The sequence below is a fragment of the Algoriphagus sp. A40 genome, assembly GCF_002002735.1.
GTDB lineage: Bacteria > Bacteroidota > Bacteroidia > Cytophagales > Cyclobacteriaceae > Algoriphagus.
Window position 1 is genome coordinate 50,614 of sequence record NZ_MUNY01000038.1, and the last position, 21,074, is coordinate 71,687.

25 protein-coding genes are annotated in these 21,074 nt (G+C 43.6%); 6 read left to right on the plus strand and 19 right to left on the minus strand.

Going from position 1 to position 21,074, the window contains the following annotated elements; translation table 11 throughout:
- Nucleotides 1-7: 7 nt before the first annotated feature.
- Entirely contained in the window at nucleotides 8-400 is a 393-nt protein-coding gene (locus B0E43_RS04475; RefSeq protein ID WP_077347071.1) for a DUF1801 domain-containing protein, read from the minus strand.
- A 313-nt stretch (nucleotides 401-713) separates the two neighbouring features.
- On the opposite strand from B0E43_RS04475, the gene B0E43_RS04480 reads away from it, so the two are divergent.
- Nucleotides 714-1,754 carry an AraC family transcriptional regulator gene (locus tag B0E43_RS04480; protein WP_077347073.1) on the plus strand — a complete coding sequence of 347 codons (1,041 nt, stop codon included), beginning with the start codon at nucleotides 714-716 and terminating at the stop codon, nucleotides 1,752-1,754.
- Between the two features lie 83 nt (nucleotides 1,755-1,837).
- Complete coding sequence (locus B0E43_RS04485) at nucleotides 1,838-2,947, plus strand: type 1 glutamine amidotransferase domain-containing protein (protein ID WP_077347075.1); 1,110 nt, start codon at nucleotides 1,838-1,840, stop codon at nucleotides 2,945-2,947.
- 9 nt (nucleotides 2,948-2,956) lie between these two features.
- Here B0E43_RS04485 and B0E43_RS04490 read toward each other — a convergent pair whose 3' ends face one another.
- From B0E43_RS04490 to B0E43_RS04510, 5 genes are all read right to left on the minus strand, one after another.
- Entirely contained in the window at nucleotides 2,957-3,835 is an 879-nt protein-coding gene (locus B0E43_RS04490) for a hypothetical protein (RefSeq protein ID WP_077347077.1), read from the minus strand.
- Between the two features lie 159 nt (nucleotides 3,836-3,994).
- Entirely contained in the window at nucleotides 3,995-4,402 is a 408-nt protein-coding gene (locus tag B0E43_RS04495; protein WP_077347079.1) for a hypothetical protein, read from the minus strand.
- 26 nt (nucleotides 4,403-4,428) lie between these two features.
- Nucleotides 4,429-5,376: an alpha/beta hydrolase gene (locus B0E43_RS04500; protein ID WP_077347081.1), complete on the minus strand. Its 948-nt coding sequence runs from the start codon at nucleotides 5,374-5,376 to the stop codon at nucleotides 4,429-4,431.
- Nucleotides 5,377-5,692: 316 nt separating this feature from the next.
- Nucleotides 5,693-6,709: a S41 family peptidase gene (locus B0E43_RS04505; protein WP_077347083.1), complete on the minus strand. Its 1,017-nt coding sequence runs from the start codon at nucleotides 6,707-6,709 to the stop codon at nucleotides 5,693-5,695.
- Between the two features lie 4 nt (nucleotides 6,710-6,713).
- The gene (locus tag B0E43_RS04510) at nucleotides 6,714-7,556 is read right to left on the minus strand and encodes a hypothetical protein (RefSeq protein ID WP_077347085.1); all 843 of its coding nucleotides are present in this window, start codon (nucleotides 7,554-7,556) and stop codon (nucleotides 6,714-6,716) included.
- Between the two features lie 357 nt (nucleotides 7,557-7,913).
- Between B0E43_RS04510 and B0E43_RS04515 the strand changes: the two genes are divergently transcribed.
- Nucleotides 7,914-8,561, plus strand: coding sequence for a hypothetical protein (locus B0E43_RS04515; protein ID WP_077347087.1), 648 nt, complete (start codon nucleotides 7,914-7,916; stop codon nucleotides 8,559-8,561).
- 249 nt (nucleotides 8,562-8,810) lie between these two features.
- On the opposite strand, the gene B0E43_RS04520 is transcribed toward B0E43_RS04515, so the two are convergent.
- From B0E43_RS04520 to B0E43_RS04560, 8 genes are all read right to left on the minus strand, one after another.
- A complete protein-coding gene (locus B0E43_RS04520; RefSeq protein WP_139352656.1) occupies nucleotides 8,811-9,446 on the minus strand; it encodes an ankyrin repeat domain-containing protein in 636 nt (211 codons plus the stop codon).
- 575 nt (nucleotides 9,447-10,021) lie between these two features.
- Nucleotides 10,022-10,432, minus strand: coding sequence for a hypothetical protein (locus tag B0E43_RS04525; RefSeq protein ID WP_077347091.1), 411 nt, complete (start codon nucleotides 10,430-10,432; stop codon nucleotides 10,022-10,024).
- 10 nt (nucleotides 10,433-10,442) lie between these two features.
- Nucleotides 10,443-10,796, minus strand: coding sequence for a YciI family protein (locus B0E43_RS04530; RefSeq protein ID WP_077347093.1), 354 nt, complete (start codon nucleotides 10,794-10,796; stop codon nucleotides 10,443-10,445).
- 77 nt (nucleotides 10,797-10,873) lie between these two features.
- On the minus strand, nucleotides 10,874-11,443 hold the full coding sequence (locus tag B0E43_RS04535) for a Crp/Fnr family transcriptional regulator (protein ID WP_077347095.1): 570 nt from the start codon (nucleotides 11,441-11,443) through the stop codon (nucleotides 10,874-10,876).
- A 130-nt stretch (nucleotides 11,444-11,573) separates the two neighbouring features.
- Complete coding sequence (locus B0E43_RS04540) at nucleotides 11,574-12,026, minus strand: SRPBCC domain-containing protein (RefSeq protein ID WP_077347097.1); 453 nt, start codon at nucleotides 12,024-12,026, stop codon at nucleotides 11,574-11,576.
- Between the two features lie 219 nt (nucleotides 12,027-12,245).
- Entirely contained in the window at nucleotides 12,246-13,973 is a 1,728-nt protein-coding gene (locus B0E43_RS04545) for a PAS domain-containing protein (protein WP_077347099.1), read from the minus strand.
- 467 nt (nucleotides 13,974-14,440) lie between these two features.
- Nucleotides 14,441-14,902, minus strand: coding sequence for an SRPBCC domain-containing protein (locus B0E43_RS04555; protein ID WP_077347103.1), 462 nt, complete (start codon nucleotides 14,900-14,902; stop codon nucleotides 14,441-14,443).
- A gap of 323 nt (nucleotides 14,903-15,225) precedes the next feature.
- Nucleotides 15,226-15,693, minus strand: a complete 468-nt coding sequence (locus tag B0E43_RS04560) for a hypothetical protein (protein ID WP_139352657.1) — start codon at nucleotides 15,691-15,693, stop codon at nucleotides 15,226-15,228.
- Nucleotides 15,694-16,027: 334 nt separating this feature from the next.
- On the opposite strand from B0E43_RS04560, the gene B0E43_RS04565 reads away from it, so the two are divergent.
- The gene (locus tag B0E43_RS04565) at nucleotides 16,028-16,408 is read left to right on the plus strand and encodes a DUF2784 domain-containing protein (protein ID WP_077347107.1); all 381 of its coding nucleotides are present in this window, start codon (nucleotides 16,028-16,030) and stop codon (nucleotides 16,406-16,408) included.
- A 220-nt stretch (nucleotides 16,409-16,628) separates the two neighbouring features.
- Here B0E43_RS04565 and B0E43_RS04570 read toward each other — a convergent pair whose 3' ends face one another.
- The 3 genes from B0E43_RS04570 to B0E43_RS04580 are packed head-to-tail and all read right to left on the minus strand — an operon-like array spanning nucleotide 16,629 to nucleotide 18,155.
- Nucleotides 16,629-17,069 (minus strand): DUF6249 domain-containing protein, encoded by a 441-nt coding sequence (locus B0E43_RS04570; RefSeq protein WP_077347109.1) that lies wholly within the window; start codon nucleotides 17,067-17,069, stop codon nucleotides 16,629-16,631.
- Nucleotides 17,070-17,118: 49 nt separating this feature from the next.
- The gene (locus tag B0E43_RS04575; RefSeq protein WP_077347111.1) at nucleotides 17,119-17,544 is read right to left on the minus strand and encodes a hypothetical protein; all 426 of its coding nucleotides are present in this window, start codon (nucleotides 17,542-17,544) and stop codon (nucleotides 17,119-17,121) included.
- Nucleotides 17,541-18,155, minus strand: coding sequence for an RNA polymerase sigma factor (locus B0E43_RS04580; RefSeq protein WP_254423361.1), 615 nt, complete (start codon nucleotides 18,153-18,155; stop codon nucleotides 17,541-17,543). The genes B0E43_RS04575 and B0E43_RS04580 overlap by 4 nt, the downstream gene beginning before the upstream one ends.
- A 404-nt stretch (nucleotides 18,156-18,559) precedes the next feature.
- On the opposite strand from B0E43_RS04580, the gene B0E43_RS04585 reads away from it, so the two are divergent.
- Complete coding sequence (locus B0E43_RS04585; RefSeq protein ID WP_077347113.1) at nucleotides 18,560-18,745, plus strand: hypothetical protein; 186 nt, start codon at nucleotides 18,560-18,562, stop codon at nucleotides 18,743-18,745.
- A 127-nt stretch (nucleotides 18,746-18,872) separates the two neighbouring features.
- Nucleotides 18,873-19,346, plus strand: a complete 474-nt coding sequence (gene greB / locus B0E43_RS04590) for a transcription elongation factor GreB (RefSeq protein WP_077347115.1) — start codon at nucleotides 18,873-18,875, stop codon at nucleotides 19,344-19,346.
- Nucleotides 19,347-19,536: 190 nt separating this feature from the next.
- Here the strand turns inward: greB and B0E43_RS04595 are convergent, their stop codons facing one another.
- A complete protein-coding gene (locus tag B0E43_RS04595; RefSeq protein WP_077347117.1) occupies nucleotides 19,537-20,166 on the minus strand; it encodes a hypothetical protein in 630 nt (209 codons plus the stop codon).
- A 430-nt stretch (nucleotides 20,167-20,596) separates the two neighbouring features.
- Nucleotides 20,597-21,074: J domain-containing protein (locus B0E43_RS04600; protein ID WP_139352658.1), on the minus strand; the 478-nt coding region annotated here is incomplete at its 5' end.

Consider the following 21,074-nt stretch of genomic DNA (forward strand, 5'->3'; position numbering starts at 1 on the left):
CTATGGATTATTTTAATCTGTCTAACCGACCTTTTCTTTTCACAATGTTTTTATAGTCCCATTGGATTTCTTTTGATTTTTTGAGCCAGGAAATCAGGTCATTGGTATCGATTTGTTCCAAAGAAGGGTAGAAAACGGAGGCATCTTTAAATTTTTTGCCAACGACATTTAATTTTTCTTCTTCAAAGCTTGCCCCACTCCAAAACATCAATCGCATACCGGCTTTCTGCTTGCTGTAACCCACAATCGGATTGCCGTCCAAAAACCATACAGGGTGGGCGTGCCAGATTTTGCTTTCAGCTTCGGTCAGTTCGCTGTCGATTGTCCGGGCAAGCAGGTCGCAGATTTCTTGGTCATCCCCTGTTTGTTTATTGTTATATGCCTGAATTTCCGGGTTCATCTGTAGCTGTTTTGAAAACCTTTTGGTTAAACAATTTAGAAAATTAACGACTAAGGCAAGTCTGTTTGTAGGCATATATAATCAAGGTTGAAAATTGCCCTTTAGGTACAAAATCCAGGCTAATTGCCTCCCATGTCTGTGATGCCTTGTTTAAGTGCATGATAGGGGAAAGCCAACGCCGCTTGGTTAATTGGCTTTTGCTGATTTTCTTGCAGCCGTTCCTTCACTGACCATCCAACCCAGAATGAGGCTTAGGTAGCCCAAAGAAGCAATTTTCGGATGTAACAGGAACAGTAAATCACTTAAAGAAAAAATGGAGGACCTTTCAATTTCCGGTATCGCCCTGGTTATAGTCAGCGGTTTGGGGGTAATTCATGGCCTTTTGCTCGCAGCATTTCTTTTCCTGCATCAAAGGGGAAACCGTCTTTCTAATCACTTACTCGGTTCCCTGCTCGTCGTGCTGTCCTTCAGAGTGGGTAAATCCGTGTTGCTGGAGTTTTCGGAAGACCTGAATGTGAAGCTCATCTTTATAGGCCTTGGTTCCATGCTCTTGATCGGACCTTTGTTTTACCTGTTCTCAAAATCATTATCCAAACGCGCATTTTCCCTCCGAGAGAGTCACCTTTTTCATTTTATCCCTGCGATTTTTGGAATTGGGTTTGGCTTTTGGATTCAAGAAAGCCACCTTAAGACTTATCCCATTTGGGTATTTGTCGCGGCTTACGCGACCTACTATGGACACTACCTCCTGTACCTGCTGGTTGGCTATCGGACGGCGATCAAAGCTGATGCTATCCAGCCCAGTAATGTCCGGTTGCTTAGACTGATCTTCTTCGGACTGTTGGCTGTTTGGTTCGTTTATTTTTTGAACCTTTTTGACGAAGATATCCCCTACATCATCGGGCCGGTTATGTATTCCGCAGTAGCCTATTCCATCAGCTTTGTCATTGTCAAAAACCGCTTTATCGATAAAGTGTATCACGAAAAATACAAGTCCACGCAGATTCCGGAGTCTCTCAGCGAGGAGATTTATTCTAGAATCCAAAAGCTGATGGTGGAGGAAAAGGCTTTTAAAAACCCCGACTTGTCTCTCAAATTGCTGAGTGAACAATTCCGTCAGAGTCCTCAGATTATTTCGATGGTAGTGAATCAAAAGAGTGGTAAAAATTTCAATGCCTACGTCAACCAATATCGAATTGAAGAAGCGACGAAACAGTTACGGAACCCAAAACTTGAACATTATACCATTTCTGCGATTGCCATGGAATCCGGATTCAACAGCATCTCCAGCTTCAATACAGCCTTCAAAAAGCAAACCGGACTAACCCCTCTGGCCTTTCGAAATAAGTCCTAAAATGATCAATTGCTCTTTCGGAATGATCATTTCGGGAGATTTGGACTCTTTGGCACCCCTTCTTTGTGCAAAAAAACATGCACATGTCAAAAGCTAAAAAATTGCTGAAGTGGTCACTGATTGCAGTGACGGTATCCCTCATTTTATTGGCCGGTTTCGGATGGTGGTTTATGGGGCTGTTACCTCCGTCGAATCCTTCTGCCGAAAATATCAAAGCTGTCCTGCCAAGTTCTTTGGTTTATCTGAATGAAAAACCCAGCCCAACCAGAGGTAAAATTTTGGCCGTGGTCACCAGTACCGATTCTATTGGAAGCTCGGGCAAGCGGACAGGGTACGAACTGACCGAGCTTGCTCAAGGCTACAGTGTTTTTGTGGCCAATGGATTTGAAGTGGACATTGCCAGTCCAAAGGGCGGAGAGCCTCCCCTGGTGCTCGATGAGGAAGATATGGGGGTCTATGATTATGCGTTTCTCAATGATCCCATTGCTCAAAGCAAACTAAAAGAAACCATCCTGATGGACCAGGTCCGGATCGAGGATTATGAGGCGATTTACCTGGTTGGGGGAAAAGGCGCCATGTTTGACTTTCCGGATCATCCGTCGATGCAGCTGTCCATTAGGGCTTTGCATGAGCGCGGGAAGGTAATCGGGGCAGTTTGCCATGGTCCCGCAGCTTTGGTAAATGTAAAATTGGCTGACGGCACCCCCTTTTTGAAAGACAGGAAGGTGTGTTCATTTACCAACAAGGAAGAGCTTTTTCTGATCCAGGATGCCCGAGAGCTATTTCCATTCCTTCTTCAGGATAAATTGGCAGAAAGTGGCGCCTCCTTTTCCGAAGGTCCTATGTATCTTGAAAATGTGGTGATTGACGGGACGCTGGTGACCGGGCAAAACCCCTGGTCCACCTGGACCACTGCCGAGGCGATGGTGAGGCAGTTGGGATTCGAACCCAAAAAGCGGGAAAAGTCAGCTGCTGAAAATACCGTTTCGATCTTGAATGCTTACGAAAAAGACGGGTATGCCAAAGCCAAACTGCTGATTGAAGGAATGAACCAGGGTGAAAAACAGGAGATCGACAGGAACCTGATGGCCATGCATGCCTTGGTGGCGGCGATGCAGTGGGAGATCTCAAGAGGGGTAGAACTCATCGGGCTCCTGCGCTATGCAGCCTCTTTTGTGGAAAAGAGCCAATAAACCGCATTGTCAATCCGGCTTGAGAATTTTCAGCTGTGCGGAGGCATTTTCATGCTTGGGTTCCAACGCGAGTACCCGCTGATAGGCAGTGATGGCGGCTTCTTTGTCTCCGCTGATCCGAAGTGCATCTCCAAAGCTGCTGAACACGCGGGGAGAATAGGGGTAAATCAAGGTGTTAAACTGAAAGGTCAGTAAAGCCTGAGGCATCCGGTCTGAATACTGGAATACATAACCCAGCGTATTCAGCTCCACTTCTTTTCCAACCAGGGAATAGACTTCCCCCAAGTGGTAATTGACGTTTTTCCAAACTGAATCCATCGGTTCCTTTTCGAACAGGTCGAGAAGGTAAGTTGCTGCCCGATAATTTGGCTCGGAGGCAAAGCCTACTGCAATCTGGGCCAAGTCTTTTTCCAGATCATTTCGGGGATATTCCACCATGCGTGCATATTCCTTGCCCTCACTTTTAAAGATAAAGGTGGGTACCCGATGGATTTGCTTTCCCTTCTCCTCGGCATTTGGACCTTGCTTATACTTTTCCTCGCCGTCATACAGGGCAGTGAATTTCAGTTGGTTTTCGTCTAAGCCCAGCTCATTCCAGAGTTTGACAAATTGGGGTACCCATCTTTTGCTGTCTCCGCACCAGGTTCCGATGTAGATTTCTACCTCAGTCTGCTCGAATGAGCTTTTCCAGGAGGTGTCTTCACCTTTAAGTTGAAACCGTGCATAATTGCTTTCAAACCAGCCGCTATACGTCGTATCCTTTCTAAGATCATCCAGTTCAAATGGCCCAGCAAGGTGTTTGTCTCCGTTTGAATTGATGTAGGTGAGGGGCGTTTGAGCGATCGCAACTTGCGAAACGAAGAAAAAAAGAATAAGAAAATATTTCATGTGTATGACTTAAAGTAGACGCAATTTATAGCTTGAACTTTTGAGGGAAAACAGAGATATCTCTGGGTTGTGTGAAAATTTCCCATCACTGGATAAGTAACTCGACCAGAGAGAACCAAATCGGCCTTTTATCCAAAAGGGATAAACTAAGTCATGGGTTTAATTTTTAATTGCCTTCGCGACTGCCAACTCTACATAAACCAACCCACATACGACCAGTATTTCCGTCAAAAAGTAAATCTTTCCGGCCAGGGTGATTTTGGAACCGGGAAGAAATACAAGTCCCAAGGTAACCATGCAATAGAGTAAGTTGGCGAAACTGATTGCCTTGATAAATGGAACCCAATTAGCCTTCAGGAATAAGAAACAGCTGGCTGAATAGATGCAGAATACCGCAGCAATTCCCGCCAGCAAAGACAGTGTCTCAACTGCCACACCAAAGAATTCATGGTAGGCTCTCAAGACTACAAACAAAAGAATGGCAGTCAGTAAAGCACCTAAACAATCGATTAGGAAAAGTTTTCGTGGCTCTTTTCCTAATCGATTTATGACATTTCCGAAAATCATTTTCTATTGAATGAATTTCGAAACCGCTATTTTTTAGCCAAAAACTTGTTGACTTCCAACCAGTAAATAAACGCATCAAACCAACGGTTGCTGGTGCGGTTTGGATTGCCGAGACCGAAACCGTGGCCGCCGTTTTGGTATAGATGAAATTCGACTGGCTTTCCGGCTTTGTACCAGGATTCGATCACTCCAATCTGACCCAAGAACAGAAAATCATCGCTGGCGATCACATTAAACATCGGAGGAGCATTCTCAGGCACTTCTACCGGACCCATGCCACCATAGATTGGTCCAATAAAGGCTAATTTCATCGTTTTTGAGTGGAGTGTAGAATGCATGGTCAGACCGGCACCTGCTGAAAAGCCGATCATGCCTATCCTTTCGGTATCCACTCCCCATTCTTTGGCATTTTTGACAATCATGGCATAGGCTGCTTCAGCATCTTCGAGCTGGTTGGAAAGGTCCCGCTGAGGCGGACGTGGGGGATTTGCAACCTGTGAACTATCGGAGGTTGGGGCCGGGGATGGTGCCGTTCGGGGACGGTTCATCCAGGCCGAAAAGTCTTCAAGCGCGGGAGGAGTAGGGTTGAGGCGGTACTTTAGCACGAAAGCGGCGATGCCTTGCTTGGCCAAAGCCTCTGCGACTTCCCAGCCTTCATTGCCCATCGAAAGCCAGCTGAAACCTCCGCCCGGCGCGACGATCACGGCAGTTCCGTTTGCCTTTCCAGGTTCCGGGAGGAAAGGAGTGAGTGTAGCGGTGGAGATATTTCTTGCCATTGGATCACCCCACTGACGAAACCAGGTCTCAGGAGCGGGTTGATTTTCGACGCCGCCTGTGCCGAGCAAAATGGCATTGGGTTCGGCAGGTGTTTCGAGCGGATAGATGGTGCCGTCCTGAGCCAAGACGGCTGAAGTCAGGAGGAGAAGGGAGGCCAATAAGGCCGGCTTGGTGAGGTTTTTAAAATGAAAAGGCATAGTGAATAGGTTAATGGGAGGGTTTATTTGAGTTAATTATGAAAGGTCAATTTTTCGGTTACCCGGACAAAGCAAGATTAATTTTCCGGATCAAATATGGGAACCAAGCTATCGTGATGAATAACCTGAGTAAAGAAGTGTATGACAACTTCAAGTAAGTTAGGAGCTTATGGTCGAAATCCAAATATCGAACGACAGGAATGGTCTTCGGACAATCTGTTTCAAGACCGGGGATCTAAAGCCCTTTCCTCGACAGGCTTGCCTTTTTCTGAGAAAAACGAGCTTTCCGCCGGAATTTTCAGACCATATGACCTGATCAGTTTAATGAATCAATCGCCCGCTGCAGGGTCATGTCTATTCCGGAGTTGATTTCCGAAAGGGTGTTTTTGCTGTAGCTGTCCGGAGCAAGCCCGATTCCTTCATAGGTCTTGCCGTCATACAATTCCACCTTTTGGGGTACCAGTGAATAAAACCAGCCATTTGCCAATTCCCTTCCGATCATAGTCCCATGAGCACCGTTTGTTGTGTCCCCCATGAGGGTGACTTGGGGCAGGGTTTTAAAGGCCATCACCGCACGCTCTCCTGCACTGATGGTATAGCGGTCGGTCAGTACGATGATGGGTTTGTCTACATAGTCGCCTTCGGGAGAAATATTCCATTCATACCAATCGGTATAATCATCAGCTCCCTTCCCGTTTTTAGTCTTACTCTTGAACACATAACGGGACTGGTCAGTCAGCCTTCCGATCTCTGAAAAGCAATAGGTGAAATCGCCTCCCTGGTTATGCCGCATGTCTATGATATACCCGTTTACATCCGGGTATTCGCTCAGGAAATCGTTCATTTTGAAAAAATTGTCACCCACATAATCAAAGTAGATGTAGGCTACATTGGCGTTTTTTATTTTGCCATAGAGGTAGGCGTTTTCATCTCCTTCTTTATACCCAGGCTCTAGGTATGTTTTTATAATGGGAATATTGAACAGTTCATCCTCAATGAGTTCATTTCTGATTTTGTTGGATATAAACAGATCTCTGCCGGGAGCGGTCAACGTGACATGCCCATCATCCAAGGTTGCCAGCATCTGAGAAATAACAGAAAACAGTTCGTCATCCGTGGAGGTGGCCGTCACCATCGGTCGGAATTTAGTGTATTGGGCTTGCCAATCGATGTTCCTTTCTTCAAATGGAGCATATTCTTCACTAAAAGTGGCCCAGAGATTTTCAAATATCGCTTCCGGATTGTTGGCGGGAGGTTCCTCAAAAAGCTGGTTACAACTTACAGCCGATAGGAAAAGCAGGACTAGGGTGAGGAAATTGGCGGTTCGTTTCATGGAATCAAAATTTATAGCTGCCCGAAAAATTCAAAGAATTGCGGAAGGAAAGCAGGTTTCTGGGTTGGCTCATATGGATCAATTCAAACAGATATGCTGCCCCAACTCCCCACCTCTCACTCAGGTCATACTCGTACTTTAGCTCAAAGTCAAGGGTTTGCACTTTGTTCCAAGTCGCCAATTGCCCATCGCCCAAATACGCCATAAAGGTTTTGAATCCGGAATGAGAACTGATGTTTTCGATAAATTCATCGTCATTGACCAGGTAAGGTGATCGCGCTAACCAGGCAAAAAGAGGCAATTTGAGTGTTGTTGACAGTCTGCTTTTCTCGTTAATCGGTCTTTCGTAAGTGCCAAAGACTCCTAAACCGAGGGCTGCATAATACCCAAAACTGCTGATCCTGCCATAGACATAGCTCGTTGCCTGGATATCTGTGGAGAAGAGTCCTCCGGCCTTCAGAGTTCCGTTTTGTATCCCTTTCACCTGCTTCCCAAATTGGTAATCCAGATCAATGAGGTTAAAACTGTGGGGATAGGCCGTTTCGGGTTCCCCGTGAAAGGTGAATCCATACGGTTCCGTCACCATGGGATTGAAATTCGCATACCGGAGGCTTACTTTTTGGTAAAATTCTGCCTCTCTGGTGTAATCCAGCCCCACGTTGAGAATGGAAAAGTCACTGTGGGCAAAAGGTGAGAAAATCAAATCCTGCCGGTTGATGAAACCGGGTCCGAAACTCAAGGTCAGGGAACTGGCATTTTCCTGCTGCTGCCCAAAAGATGCGACTACAGTCAGGAGGCTAAATAGGGAGGTGAAAATGGTTTTCAATTGGTTCCTTGATGTTCTCATAAAATGCTGTTTTACAACGGCTGCTTACTTGCGGAAAAGTTCTGCCGAAGGTTATTATTCGTTCAAAATTCCATTAGCCAGATGAGTAGGTCCGGCTTGACTGTTTAGAAAAATACATTCTACATTCCTTCATTAGGGGGCTCTGAGCCCATTTTAACCCTTGAAGCAGGATACTATTCCTTTGACCTTAAATTACAATTCGTTTGATTAATTGCAAAATTCGGATACCCGAAAAGCAAAGTGGCGGCGCATTGTCAGGGGTTTTTTCTACGGGAGGTAGCCAGTTGTCAAACGACTCATCATCAGGAGTTTTGAAGAATGCGGGAATGCATTACCTTCATAGAAACTTTTTGAATTATGTCAGATATCAAAACCGGCGATGAGATTTTTGACCAGATGGAATTTGGTGGATTTAGGTTGACTGAAGCCCAGAAAGAGGAATTGCGAAGAAACATTACTGGGCTCCTTCTCAGCTTTGATGCCGACAAAAACCTTATCGATCAATTTTTGAAGTCGCCTTTTAGCTACTTGCAGCAAAACTATCCGATAAGTTTCCTTGAGGATATGATGTCAAAGAAGCCAGATTTGGTGTATTCCTTTGACCGGGCCATCAGGCGATTGAAAATTGAGTTGATGGAGGCAAGGGGGAATTGTTTGGCGTGCATCCTGAGTGCCCTGGCTTTGATCTATGCCTTCTTATTGCACTTTGGTCTAAGTGTGGAGCTGTTGAAATCGGTGATAGCGGAAGTTGTATTGGCATTGGCAGATTATTTCCGGGTGGACGACAAGGCTAGGGGTTTTCTCGAACTTATCGCAGGGCTTGCGACGACGATCGCGCCACTCAGCCTCGCCAGGAGGTTTTGTAGGATGATGGGGCTATGCCAAAAGGTATCCACTAGCATGGATGTGGACACCATTGGCAGTTCTCTGGCAGAGAAGGTTTCATCGGAACGAGCCAGCAGCGGAGCCGAAAGTTTAAAGCGGGGAGGGAACTTTGATCTTTAGTTTTCCGGGAAAAACCTCGGCTCAGCCCATGGCCAGAAAAGCCAAAAAATAAGGCGTTTCTTGATTCTGTGCCGAAATCTTTGAGTGATCAACTTTCCCCGGATTTCATTGAGTGGGAATGGCGGCGAACTGTCATTCCGAATGACTGGGGCGGTGTTTTGCTCCTATATGCCTGTCGGGACTACGCCTAGTTCTACCTTCATCCAGATGGGCCAATCGGCTCTGGATTTTCCGGTTTACAAAATCGGTTTATTTCGCCCCTGCTTTTTCGAGGATTGATACGATATGTGTGAAACCTTTTTTGCGGGCATGGGCCAAAGGTGATATGCCTTCTTTATCTGCGATAGTTACATTGCAGCCTGCATCTACCAGCAGTTGCACGATTTGCACATGGGCAGGACCTCCGTTGCTCAGGATTATCGCTTCAAGCAGGGCAGTCCATCCCAGCCGGTTGACATGGTCGATTGGAAAATCTTTCCGTTTCAATAGTTCCTTTACAGTTTCCACATGCCCTCTTTCACAGGCAGGGATCAAGGCAGTTCCATTGTATCGGTTGAACACTTTAAAATCCGTACCGTGCTCGAGGCAATCCCTCACGATTTGAGTGTATCCGCTGGCACCCGCATATAAAAACGGACTGTCATGCATATCGTCCAAGGCGTTTACATTGGCCCCTGCCGCAATCAAAACTTTGGCGGCCTCATTGTTTTGATGGTGGGTCGAAATCATCAAAGCCGTTCGCTGCTTGGAGTCGGTGGCTTCCAGGTTTACGTTTTCCCGGATCAACTTTTGGATCGTTGTGACATCGTTTTTTTCAGCGGCCAACCAAAGGGATTTTATTTTATCCCTGCTTTGCGTTTCCTGAGCATGTCCTAGGTTTACCATAATTAGTATAAAGTAAAGAAAGAGAACGCCGGTTTTAAAACCGTTTTTAATGGTGTAATTCATGTTTCAATGATCAATGGTGTTAAGAGTGGTAATTCTCATTTCGTCAGTCGGTATTGTAGTAATGTAATCACTTCTCTTTCTCCACTTGTTTAATGTCATTCTGGCCTTTCCTGGAATTTGTTGTCTCTTTTCTGATAGCTATCGCGGTTGGAATGCTTCAACCATGAAAGTAAGTTACAGTCTGATGTCCGAACTGCAAATCCGTTTGGATAGATTGGCAAGATCGAATGTCAAAATAGCTTCAGTGATCCAGATAGCTAGAGACCTACATGAAGGGTTGACAAATTCGCCTAGGCCTTCTTTCAGTTGGAAAGACTATGCCGACCTGGTTATCCTACTTCATAGCGTGTCTGTTCAAAGAATTTCGATAGGCATTTGACGTCTGCCCAACCGATGGTTTATACAACCTTGGGAGGTCATTTTTAATCGAGCCGTAGATGTGTGACCTAGCTAATCCAAAAGTAAAAAGTCGGAACATACCTCGTCCCGACTGGATATAAATCACCCGTTGATTAACCAATAATTCGCTTGTCTTTGGCCACAAATTTGGCAAAAGCCAGCAGGGCTCCTGTCACCATGATATTTCTGAAAAAGTTGACCATTTCAAGCTCTTTTTCCAGATCAGCAGGCAAGGCTGAAGTTCCCAATTCTTGACCCATAGCTCTTGGCAAATGCACCAAAAATGCCATTAGGATGACATAAAGAGCCATCATCGAATACGCTAGCTTATCATATTTCCCGATTACCGCACTGATAATAAAGGAAAGGATGCAAAGCAAAGTGAAGTAATTCCAAAAGAATGGAAAGGGAAGGTAGTCCGGTACAAATGATGCGCCTACCTCTGGTTTGCCAAGGTGCAAACCCACATAAAGCAAAAACGAAAGAGGAAAAATGTACTTCCCGGAATTCAACAGCTTGTCCATGGCTTTGATTTTATCCTACCGGAAAAGGAACAAGCGGTCTGATTTCCACAGAACTGAAGGGGTATTTAAGAATTGGGCAGGACTTGCTCCAGTTCTGGACTTCCTCCAAATCATCTGATTTGCAGATAAGAAATCCGGAAACCAGGATCTGACCCCCCTCTTTGTGCGGTCCTTCTGTAATCCCATCTGTATTGACTACAGTTGCATCATAGCGAACGGGGGCAGTATGCACCAGCTTTCCTTGCATGGCGATATTGCCTATCCAAGATTGCCACTTTGGCATATCCTCAGCCATATCCTGAGAGGTCGACAAGTAGCCGGATTCAGCACTTGCATTGCGAAATAATAAGAGATACTCTGTCATTTTAGGGAGTTTTTAGATGAATGATGGGGTAAAACTCAGCAAATAAAAACCCGGAGACGATGACAAAAGTCGATGTTTTAAAGCTTGGCTTTTAAGCGGCTATAGACATCCTTGTTGATGCCTAAATAGCTAGCAATCAGTTTGCTCGAAAGACGAGTCATCAAAAAAGGTCGGTATTCCATCAGCCATTTTATCCGCTCCAAAGCGTTCAGGGCAACAAAGGTATTGATGCGATAGACTGAGTTGGCATAGGAGGCCTCCAGGATCTGCTTGTACACTTTGTCAAACTGCGGAATGGTCTCCATCAATTGTTGAAAATTCTGTCGGTCAATGGCAAAAAGTTCGGATGGCTCCACAGTTCGGATATTTTCCGTAGCGGGATTTCCACTTCCAAAACTCAGCAGCTCCGAGCACCAATTGTCTTCAATCACGATATCCCGGGTCGTCTCATTGAAATCTTTGTCGTAGACATAGACCTGCAAGCACCCCTTGGCAATAAAATAGACGTATTTACAGACCTCACCCTGCTTCACAAGTTGCTCATTGCGCTTGGTCTTGATGTGCTTGAAAGCGGGAAGAACACGATCCAGGTTCTCCGGATTCTTTCCCAGTCTGTTTGTAATATGATTGCGTAAGACTTCGATCATTTTGATCTGCCATTAGGGTTTATCAGGATGCATCGAGCATTTGATTCAACAGAAACAGCTTTCCAAGGACAAAGTTTAAGTTATCGCGTGATCAGGATCGAGAAAAAAGCGGACTACTCTCAGTGGGGTTTTAACTCAACTCTTCAGAAAAGGCCTTAATCTGGGCCAAAATATTCACCAGGGAATTTTCTGAGCTCGATCTGCTTTGTTCGTCCACAAATCCTGTTTGGGTCCAGGTGAGTTTAGAGGTCTTGCTATCGATTTTTTCGATGTGATAGCTGACGAGGGAGTAGTTCTCCGGTTTGTCTTCCAATCCGCAGAAGCCGCTCCAATAGCGATATTTCAAGAATTCGGGCTCTTTGCATTCGACGACAATGCCTTTGTCAATGAATTCTTGATTGTCAAAGTTGATCCTAAAAAGTATCGTGCTGCCAGGCTTCCAGTCCGTGACAGTTTGTGCACCAAATAGGTACTGACTTATCCAGGCCGGATCTGTAAGTATCTCCCAAACTCTTTCAGGACCGGCATTGATGGCTATGGATTTAGAGGAAATCAAATTGTTATCGAGTTTCAAGTCCTTCATTTAAATAGATGTTTTATGTAATGATTTCTTTGGCAATTCTCCTAGATCACATCAGTAAGTTATCAGCTTGCCGATTGATTTCAAATTGGTGATATTCCCGCTTGCCGTGGATCAAAAAAAATGATCCGTGAGGGTGGATCATTTTTTATATGGATTAGGTATTCTATAAAGAAGGCCTAAGCGGAAGTCTAACTACATCTTGGCAGGAAAGTGAATCGACTACGCCGAGTAGGGTGGTGCTAGGTGTTGTGCCTCATCAACCATATTTCTAATAATCCCATCCAGTTCATTAGCCGAATCCCTCAAATGTTTCAGCCACATAAATATATCATCCTGATTTTTGTTGCCCTCAATAAAATTCATAATCCCCATCATTCTTGCAAGAGGTGCCCGAACTATATGCGACTGGGTCCAGGCAATATTTTTGAGCTTTTCATTCTGTATTTCAATTTGCCTCACATAGTTGTTTCTGCTTATTTCAAAATTCTTTCGCTCCGTGATATCAGTCATGGCTCCTACCATCCGGATTGGATTTCCTTTTTCATCTCTGATCACAATACCCCTGTCAATCACATCGGCATAAGCACCGCCATTTTTTTGATAACGATATTCTTCAGTCCAGTGAGATTTATCAGGTTTTCTGAGTGCTCCATCAATACTTTTCAATATCTGTTCCCGATCTTCAGGATGAATGTGATTGGACCAGGATTCCAAAGTCGGAGTGATTTTTTCAATTTGGTACCCAAAAAGATTATTGAAACCAGCTCCCCAATACAGGGTATTTTCCAAGATATTCCAATCCCATATCGCATCCTGGGTCGCTTCGGTCACTTTTTCAAAGCGTTCATTGGCTTGAAGCAGGCGAATATCTAATTCTTTTCTCTGGGTAATGTCTTTAAAATAAACAGACAGTCCGGTAGCTGATGGATATACTGCCAATTCAAGCCACATGTTCAATGCCGGGTAATACTCCTCAAAGGCCAGATTTTCTTGGGTTTCCATGGCCTTGTGATATTGGTGATATATGGCTGTGCCAACGACATCAGGGTATAGGTCCCAAAGGTTTTTCCCTTGGATGTCCTCCCTTTTCCGGCCTAGAACCCTTTCGGTTTCTTTGTTACAATAGGTTACCACCCAATCTTTGTTCACATGGAAAAAAGCATCCCCAATACTTTCCAGGATGTTGTTTTTCTCCTGATAGGCTTTTTCGAGCTCTTCTGCTGCCAGCTTACGTTCATCTATATTTCTGAAGTAAGCCGAAATGCCACCCTGCGATGGATAGGCTTTTATTTCATACCATTTTCCATCTGCCGGGTAATAGTATTCAAAGGATTCCGGGTTTTTTGAACGGGCGACCCGTTGATAAATTTTCTGAATGGGGGTACCTATACCTGCTGGGAACAATTCCCAAATATTCCTGCCCAGAACGCCCTCCGCCTTCTTTAGGAGTAAGTTCTCAGCCTCCTTGTTGAAATAAGTAAAATTCCAGTCTTTGTCTACTGCATAAAAAGCATCTGAAATACTTTCCAATATCTCGCGGTTCTGAAGCTCCAGGGATTTGAAAGCGTGGATATCCTGAAAACTGCCATATATCCGCCGGCTTTTTCCGTCAATCATCTCCGCATTTCCAATTGCCCGAACCCAGCGTTCGTTCTTTTTTTGAGTGACCAAAATCGCTTCAAAATCAAACTCAATTCCGGTTTCAATACATTTTTGAACCTTCTCTTTTGCCATCGGCCGAAAATCCTCCCGGTAAAAGCTAAGGCCTGATCCTAAATCCGGAATGAAAGTATTTGGATCTGTTTCGTGGAGTTCATGTACCATTTCTGACCAGTAGATTTTTTCACCGGTCACATCAAATTCCCAACTTCCTATCCTGGCCAATTTCGATGCCTGCCGGGCCAGTTCTATAAGCTTTTTGTCTCCAACTGTTCGTTTCTTTGTCATTTAAATAGTGGGCCTAAAGTTTGCAGGTTTGCGATTGCGGAGATTTTTAGCACTGCTGTTCATACAGGAAAAAAAGTTGAACTTTGCTCAAATGCTCCACAAAAGCACTATTGACGTCTTATTTTCAAAACGCTGTTGGGGCTTGGTTATTCTTTCTTTTTGGCTTTTCCCGGCAGCTATGGGGATGATAAGGCTCGCCCATCAGATTAAGTTACGGCCTGAAGCCTGAATTGCAATTTCCTTGAAACAGAAAGACAGGATCGGGCTTTGGAAATACTTTTGTGACTACCCCGGATTAACAGGAGGCCCCACAACTTGAAGAGTCAAAAAGTAAGGCATTTCTCTGGGTGATATGCTTCGCCTATGATTAAAGTTAAAAATTGAATAAGCGAATTCCAAATCCGCTTGGATATGAAGGCAGGATCGAGCGTTTGAAATTCCTAGACCTAAGTCGAGAGCTGCCAACTCTATTCAACGAATTCGGTAAGTTTTTCTAAAGAGGATTTTGTTCCGTCTTCATTGTCTTTTAGCCCTATACCTATGGGAATATTATCAAAGGCAATGGTGACTTTGGTGGCATTTCCAATTGATTCGAGATAAACTGACATTTTCATTTCCCCTTTCATATTTGAATCTTCTGTATCAAAGATTATAGTTTGCACAATCTTTTCGAAAGGTTTCAGTTCCAGAAACTTGGCTATATACCGGTCTTCCTTTTCTTGTGTTTTCCCTTTTGATTCTTTGTCAGACTCTGGATAAAATAAAGACATTTCATATCCACCACCGACACTCAAATCTAAACTGTGAACTTTTCCTGTCATTTCTCCAGGAACAAGCCAAGTTTCCAGAGCTTTTGATTGTGTGAATGCACTGTAAAGTTTTTCCTTTGTGGTTTTTATGACTTTTGAATTTTTAGTTTTCCGTCCCATACGTTGCATTTTTTGGTAAAAACTTGAGCTAGGTTGATGCTTGCGTTCCGGGTATTGCCGGGACGCTAGGTGAAGTTTTCAAAGCACCCCAATATCCTTAACAATTTGAATTGGCGATAGATATCATGGCCAATCGCTTTTTAGAGAATTATAAGTTCGTTTGGATAGAATGGCGTTTTACAGACTGTGCCTAAGCTGCGCTAAACTACAACGAGGGGGAGAGATCGATTTGCAGGGTGGACAAATTTCGTCCCGGCCGACGTCAATCTACTGCCCGACCGGGTATTCTTCTCAGAGTTCTTTGGTTACTCTTTTAGCGTTTTCTATTCCCGCTGCAAGTAAATATCAGTTACAATCATCTTTATGGTGGTTTTTCCCACATTCATCCCGGAATCCGTCAATGGTCCACTCACAAGGGAATATCCAGTTGGAAAGGTTAGCGTATCCGTCCTTCCGGCCTCTTTCATATACAATGCCATGGTCCCGCCTTCAAGAACATAGACAGTATGTTGCGGATGGGTGTGCAATCCCCAGGATTCTCCGGGGGCAACAGTGAACTCATAAATTTTTACACCCAAGGTGTCGCTAAGTTGCTTTATACCGTCGCCGCCCATAAGATAGGGATCCATAGTCGGGTCGTAGGCTGGAGACGGACTCGGGTCACTTACAGGCTCAATTGCAGTGGTGTCGCTCATACTGGATTCATCGCTTGAGGTATTTTCCTTGCAGCCAAATAGAAACGCCGTACATGCAGCTGCGAGCAAGCAGGTTTTTGTTTTAAATGGTATCATGGCTTTTGTGTTAGAAGTGAAAAATTTAATTTCTTATTGCCAAAGAGGAGACTCGGACTGCCTTCCAAGACCTCGATGGTTTGCTGGACTTTTCTCTCAAATATGTTTGTAAGTCAATAAGTTACAATAAAACCAAAGAAGGTGTTTGGCGAAAAATACTAATCTCTGTCTTGGTTTTTGAAAAGTGGGATTGGCCGCTTTCGCGATAAAGTTAGCCACATCGATTAAAAAGTGTTCTAACAGCCCCCGCTCGGCGTAGTCAAATCACGGGTTGGACTGGGTGTTGTTATTGCTGGAATGATGGTATTTTGTGCAAGGGCTTAGACAATTTGACATGTGGCTGTACTTGCTTGATTACTTTTTAACCTCACTTCATCTACTGATTATCGGGTTAAATCTTTTGGGCTGGATCTGGCCTGCCACGAGGCGATTGCATTTCTGGTGTGTATTACTTACTGCCGCATCTTGGCTAGGGCTGGGAATCTGGTTCGGTATCGGATATTGTCCCATCACCGATTGGCAGTGGCAGGTGAAAACCAAACTGGGAGAAACAGATTTACCCAATTCATTCATTAAATACTGGGTAGATAAGGTGGCTGGCATAGATGCCGATCCGGTAGTAATTGACGTAGTTACAGCGGTCACCTTTGTCTTCGTATTCCTCCTGGCTATCTATCAGAACATCATGAAAAGGCGGAAAGCGGAGTCCAGATGATTCTGCTCGGCGTAGTCAAATCCCTAATATTCTGACCAATTTTTAATATGCTTAATTTTTCTTGCATGGTCGTTTTCTAGCGAATTGCAAATTCGTTTGAATAGAAAGGCAGGATCGAGCGTCAAAAAAGCTTTAGTAAAGCTTTTTAGCGAGAGGCCGGCTTGCAGGGTAGGAAAACTACGCTTAGTCCACCGTCAAACTACACCCAGGCGGGTTTAGCTCAACGCTTCTTTTGAAGCAAATAATGATAGGCAAAGAAGCTAATCGCGATGCTGAAGCAGAGGATTGCCAAGGAGTGGATTCCCAGTGGAAGAGTGTAATAAATGATGGTAAGTCCTATTCCCAACCCGGTCAACAACATGGCCCATTTGAGGTTGACATAATTCCCATCTCCTGAATTGGACTGGAGGATTGCTGAAATCTGGCTGTCTGAAACACCTTTGTCAATGATTTTATTTTTTATTCTATTGTCAAAAAGCTGCCTAACCATTGAAATAATAAAAAGTAGGACGATGACGAGTACAACAATGCTGGCAAGGGCATTGAAAACGTCTTCACCACCCATTTCAAGTCGATAAGCAATGGGGTCGTAGGTTTGCGCACTCAGTTTTCCGATACCGGTGATCGTACATGCAATTAGTGTTAGGAGTATATTTTTCATGGCTTTCGTTGTTTTTCCTATTTGACCGGGGAATCGGGATGTTGTTGCATTATTTTTTTAGCAAATCAATTTGGGTGAGGTACTTCTGGTACGTACTGCCAATCTGAATAAGCAAAACCAACAAGGCAGTAAGGAGTAGTAAATAACCGCCAAAGCCTGAGATGAGCTGTTTTACGTTTAAAAGAAGCATCCCCGAGCAAACAATTCCAAGAGCGATGAACAAACCGATGGCAAAGTTGGACCATCTATGTCGGGAGGAATTGTTTTCCAATTGTGCCAATACGAGAGAGGAAACATCAAAACCAAATTCAGAAGGGGGGATTTCCTTCATGGATGAAAAAAGCAGGCTAAAGGTTCTGACTTTTTCCTCACAGGATGTACAATGGGAAAGATGGGCCTTTACTACTGGGGCAATCGCTTCCTTAGCAATTGCACAATCCTGGATTTCTTCTTCAGTAAGATGCTGACTGTTCATAGTTCATTTCTTTTGAATTTTGAATTCAAATTTTCCTTCATGGCTTTTCTTGCTCTAAACAGATAGTTTTTCACCGTTCCTTCCGGCAATTGGGTGATTTCCGCGATTTGGGAATAGCTCATTTCCTCTGTGTGATACAGGGTAATCAAGGTTCTATAGATCGGGGAAAGCCTGTTGATCTCCTCTTCCAAAAGCTTGGAAAGCTCCTTTCCATGGATGAGACTTTCAATCTCATTTGAATAAAAACCCGAGTGTTTATTGCCCATTGACTCCAGTTTATCCTCCATTGAATTTTCCCCTCCAAATTCGATTTCTATCAGGGTCACTTTCTTTTTCTCCAGGAAATTGAGGCAAGTGTTGTAGGCAATCTGTGCGATCCAGGTAGAGAGTTTAGCCTGAAATCGGAACCTGGGGAGATTGTGAAATACCTTCAGGTAGATGTCCTGGGCGAGGTCCTTACAATCTTCCTCGTTTCTCACCATTTTGAAAACGATCTGCGCAACCATCCTTTCAGTTTTTCTAATAATAAGACCAAAGGCATTTCTATCCCCATTCAAGACCTGCTGAACTAATAGCGGATCATCGTCACTTACAGCGTTTTTCTTTTCCAATAGACTATTGGACAGGTTAGTGGAAAAATTGTTGCAGTAAGCTAGTCTATTCAGTTGAAAAATGATTTTGAATTAAAGGAATCCCCAGTTGGAGTGACCCCTCGGGACACTGGGTGTAGTTTGCAAAACACCCTAATATTCTAACCAATTTTTAAATGGCCTAATATTTATGGACGGTGCTTTCTAGCGAATTACAAATTCGTTTGGATAGTCGAGCCTAGATGCAATCTACGCTCAGGTGTGTGGCAAACTATACTCAGATTGGGACTACGCTCAGGCTTACATTCTACGCTCAGCAAGGGTATAACGATACTAGAGCTCATCTAACAGTAGGAATTGAGCCCCTTCAAGTTATCCTTGCTGGCATGATTGTGGATACCTTTGGATTGTAATATATCTTACTTATGAACTTAAAAAGAATTTTCGGAGCCATACTTACAATTTTGGGCATAGTAGGGCTTATTTATACCGCTGTCACATTTGCCAATGAATCAGCAGACATTAAACAAATGATTGTATTTGGATCATTGGGCTTATTATTTTTTATAGCTGGCATTGGCCTGGTTAAAACCACCAAGGATGAGGGTTGAAAAGTAATTGTTTGTAAAAAAGAAACTACACTCAGGCCGAGCGTCAAACTACCCTCAGACGGGGGAGGAGCGTTTTTTGGATGATTACGCTGACACCCATTTGCCAACTACAACCTGATTTACAGAAATGAAGACCATGTGGATTACTTCCGAAGGTTTGGAAAAGCTGAAAGCCGAACTGGACCACCTTTGGCGGGTTGAGCGTCCTGAGACCACGCAAAAAGTTGCCTGGGCGGCAAGTTTGGGAGACCGCTCGGAAAATGCCGATTACCATTACAACAAAAAACGTCTCCGGGAAATAGACAAACGTGTCCACTATTTGCGCAAGTGTGTCGATGACTTGAAGGTGATCCCTTATACTCAATATCAGGAGGGGAAAGTAATGTTTGGGGCATGGGTCGAGATCGAAAATGCCAAGGGGCAAAAGATACGCTTCCGAATTGTGGGAGGAGAAGAGATTTTTGAGCGGAGGGACTATATCTCGATCGATTCACCCATGGCCCAGGCCCTGCTGAAAAAGCAGGTGGGCGATGAAGCGCTCGTCCAAACGCCCACCATGCAGGTCCAATGGCGAGTTGTGAAAATTGAATATGAAAAATAAGGAGTAAAAAGCTGGGACGCTGGGTGTAGTTTGCAAAACACCCTAATATTCTAACCATTTTTTAATTGGCTTTAGATATTCTGGCTAGTCACTTTTAGCGAATTGCAAATTCATTTGGATAGTCGAGCGCAGTTGCAAACTACGCCTAGGCCGACGTCAAACTACACCCAGGCGGGTCTTTTGAAATCAACTATAACCTAAAAACAAGATTATTACGATTCACACATCTCTCCTGAATCTTTGATCTGTAGAAATTCATTGAAGGTTCTGTAATTGAGTTTAAAACTTCAATTGCCTGATCCCATTCTTTTAAATTTCTCATCAATTCAGCTGCCAATAGTCTATCTTGTTGTCTATTCCAATCTAAGGTCTGAAGTAGCCTTATTATGTTCCAATGCCAATCAGGATTTTTAGCTTCTGGAACTGAATGAAGACCCCCTAAGCGTATAGGATCATTATATCCCCAATGAATTCGAATTCTTACGTAATACTCCTCAGATAAGGTCAATTCTTGGTTTTTTTCTAAAAATTCTAAAAGCTCTTTAAGTGTTAGATGTCTCAGAATAGCTGAATTTTTCCAATCAATGGGAACGTTTTCATCCCATTCGTATTCACCGATCTTTATTAACTTATCGACCCAAACAAACCTATCGCAACTGTGACATTTTATCAATTTTGGTGAAGTAGGCATCATCGGGGCCTCTATTTTGGTGTCAGACCACCTAACTGCTCCAAAAGTATTTCCGCTGCGAAATGTGGCTGAATTAAAAAGAGCCTTGCAAAAGGGACATTGAAGTATTTCGGTTTGGCCTAAAAGCATTTTATCTAGGTTAATGGCTTAAGATTTTATCAGTTTTTTTCTTTTTATCCAAAAAACTAAATTCTATTGAAAGCAAAACTACCCTCTTTTTTATCTAATTAGGTTATATTCTCAAAATTCATCGCTTCTGTGAACCTCCATGTAGAGCAGTTTATTGATCGAGTCAAAGATTTTTAGAATAGAGGAGGTATCCGTTTGGACAATCTCATATTCACCTTCCTTGAGTTGGAATACCAGGGAGTAGAGCGTAGTTGCAAACTACGCTCAGGCCAGTGTTCAAACTACACTCAGATTGGGGTCGAGCGTTTTGCAAACTACTCCTAGGCCGACGTCAAACTATACCCAGGCGGGAATAACAACCATCGGCAGTTGGATTTAGGCGCAGGCGGGCATGTGCATGATTCCTAAAACTCACATTTTTTAATTGTTTTTATCGTAATTTTAGTTCTTCTAATTCCGATTGAAGTTTTTCTTTTATTTCAATAAAATATTCATTCCAATCTTCTATAGTAATTATCGTCTGATAAGTTTCGCTTTCTTTAATAGTTAGAATTTCGAATTCCAATTGCCTTAACTTGGTTCTTAATCTTGATATTGTCGTTTTAAGAATTTCTTTATCAGATATATTATTATTCATTTTGGCTTCAAGCCTTCCCTTTTCCAACTGTTCTAATATTTCGGAAATCATTTCCAAATCATTCCTAATGTTTGCTTCATTTATTTCCTTAAAAAGTTCTTCAGCCTTCTTTTGTATCTCCGGGGATTCATTGCTGAATTTATCAGGATGACATAATGTAGATGCTTTTCTGAATTTTTTCTTAAGTTCTATTTTTTGAGCTTCAGTTAGTTCGAATAATTTCTTTTTGTCTTCCTCATTTAACTGTCCTTGGAATTCCTTCTCATCTTTC

Excerpts from the sequence above, each read along its gene's own strand:
- B0E43_RS04475 (WP_077347071.1), bottom strand. The coding sequence starts at position 400 with ATGAACCCGGAAATTCAGGCATATAACAATAAACAAACAGGGGATGAC.
- B0E43_RS04480 (WP_077347073.1), top strand. The coding sequence starts at position 714 with ATGGAGGACCTTTCAATTTCCGGTATCGCCCTGGTTATAGTCAGCGGT.
- B0E43_RS04485 (WP_077347075.1), top strand. The coding sequence starts at position 1,838 with ATGTCAAAAGCTAAAAAATTGCTGAAGTGGTCACTGATTGCAGTGACG.
- B0E43_RS04490 (WP_077347077.1), bottom strand. The coding sequence starts at position 3,835 with ATGAAATATTTTCTTATTCTTTTTTTCTTCGTTTCGCAAGTTGCGATC.
- B0E43_RS04495 (WP_077347079.1), bottom strand. The coding sequence starts at position 4,402 with ATGATTTTCGGAAATGTCATAAATCGATTAGGAAAAGAGCCACGAAAA.
- B0E43_RS04500 (WP_077347081.1), bottom strand. The coding sequence starts at position 5,376 with ATGCCTTTTCATTTTAAAAACCTCACCAAGCCGGCCTTATTGGCCTCC.
- B0E43_RS04505 (WP_077347083.1), bottom strand. The coding sequence starts at position 6,709 with ATGAAACGAACCGCCAATTTCCTCACCCTAGTCCTGCTTTTCCTATCG.
- B0E43_RS04510 (WP_077347085.1), bottom strand. The coding sequence starts at position 7,556 with ATGAGAACATCAAGGAACCAATTGAAAACCATTTTCACCTCCCTATTT.
- B0E43_RS04515 (WP_077347087.1), top strand. The coding sequence starts at position 7,914 with ATGTCAGATATCAAAACCGGCGATGAGATTTTTGACCAGATGGAATTT.
- B0E43_RS04520 (WP_139352656.1), bottom strand. The coding sequence starts at position 9,446 with ATGGTAAACCTAGGACATGCTCAGGAAACGCAAAGCAGGGATAAAATA.
- B0E43_RS04525 (WP_077347091.1), bottom strand. The coding sequence starts at position 10,432 with ATGGACAAGCTGTTGAATTCCGGGAAGTACATTTTTCCTCTTTCGTTT.
- B0E43_RS04530 (WP_077347093.1), bottom strand. The coding sequence starts at position 10,796 with ATGACAGAGTATCTCTTATTATTTCGCAATGCAAGTGCTGAATCCGGC.
- B0E43_RS04535 (WP_077347095.1), bottom strand. The coding sequence starts at position 11,443 with ATGATCGAAGTCTTACGCAATCATATTACAAACAGACTGGGAAAGAAT.
- B0E43_RS04540 (WP_077347097.1), bottom strand. The coding sequence starts at position 12,026 with ATGAAGGACTTGAAACTCGATAACAATTTGATTTCCTCTAAATCCATA.
- B0E43_RS04545 (WP_077347099.1), bottom strand. The coding sequence starts at position 13,973 with ATGACAAAGAAACGAACAGTTGGAGACAAAAAGCTTATAGAACTGGCC.
- B0E43_RS04555 (WP_077347103.1), bottom strand. The coding sequence starts at position 14,902 with ATGGGACGGAAAACTAAAAATTCAAAAGTCATAAAAACCACAAAGGAA.
- B0E43_RS04560 (WP_139352657.1), bottom strand. The coding sequence starts at position 15,693 with ATGATACCATTTAAAACAAAAACCTGCTTGCTCGCAGCTGCATGTACG.
- B0E43_RS04565 (WP_077347107.1), top strand. The coding sequence starts at position 16,028 with ATGTGGCTGTACTTGCTTGATTACTTTTTAACCTCACTTCATCTACTG.
- B0E43_RS04570 (WP_077347109.1), bottom strand. The coding sequence starts at position 17,069 with ATGAAAAATATACTCCTAACACTAATTGCATGTACGATCACCGGTATC.
- B0E43_RS04575 (WP_077347111.1), bottom strand. The coding sequence starts at position 17,544 with ATGAACAGTCAGCATCTTACTGAAGAAGAAATCCAGGATTGTGCAATT.
- B0E43_RS04585 (WP_077347113.1), top strand. The coding sequence starts at position 18,560 with ATGAACTTAAAAAGAATTTTCGGAGCCATACTTACAATTTTGGGCATA.
- greB (WP_077347115.1), top strand. The coding sequence starts at position 18,873 with ATGAAGACCATGTGGATTACTTCCGAAGGTTTGGAAAAGCTGAAAGCC.
- B0E43_RS04595 (WP_077347117.1), bottom strand. The coding sequence starts at position 20,166 with ATGCTTTTAGGCCAAACCGAAATACTTCAATGTCCCTTTTGCAAGGCT.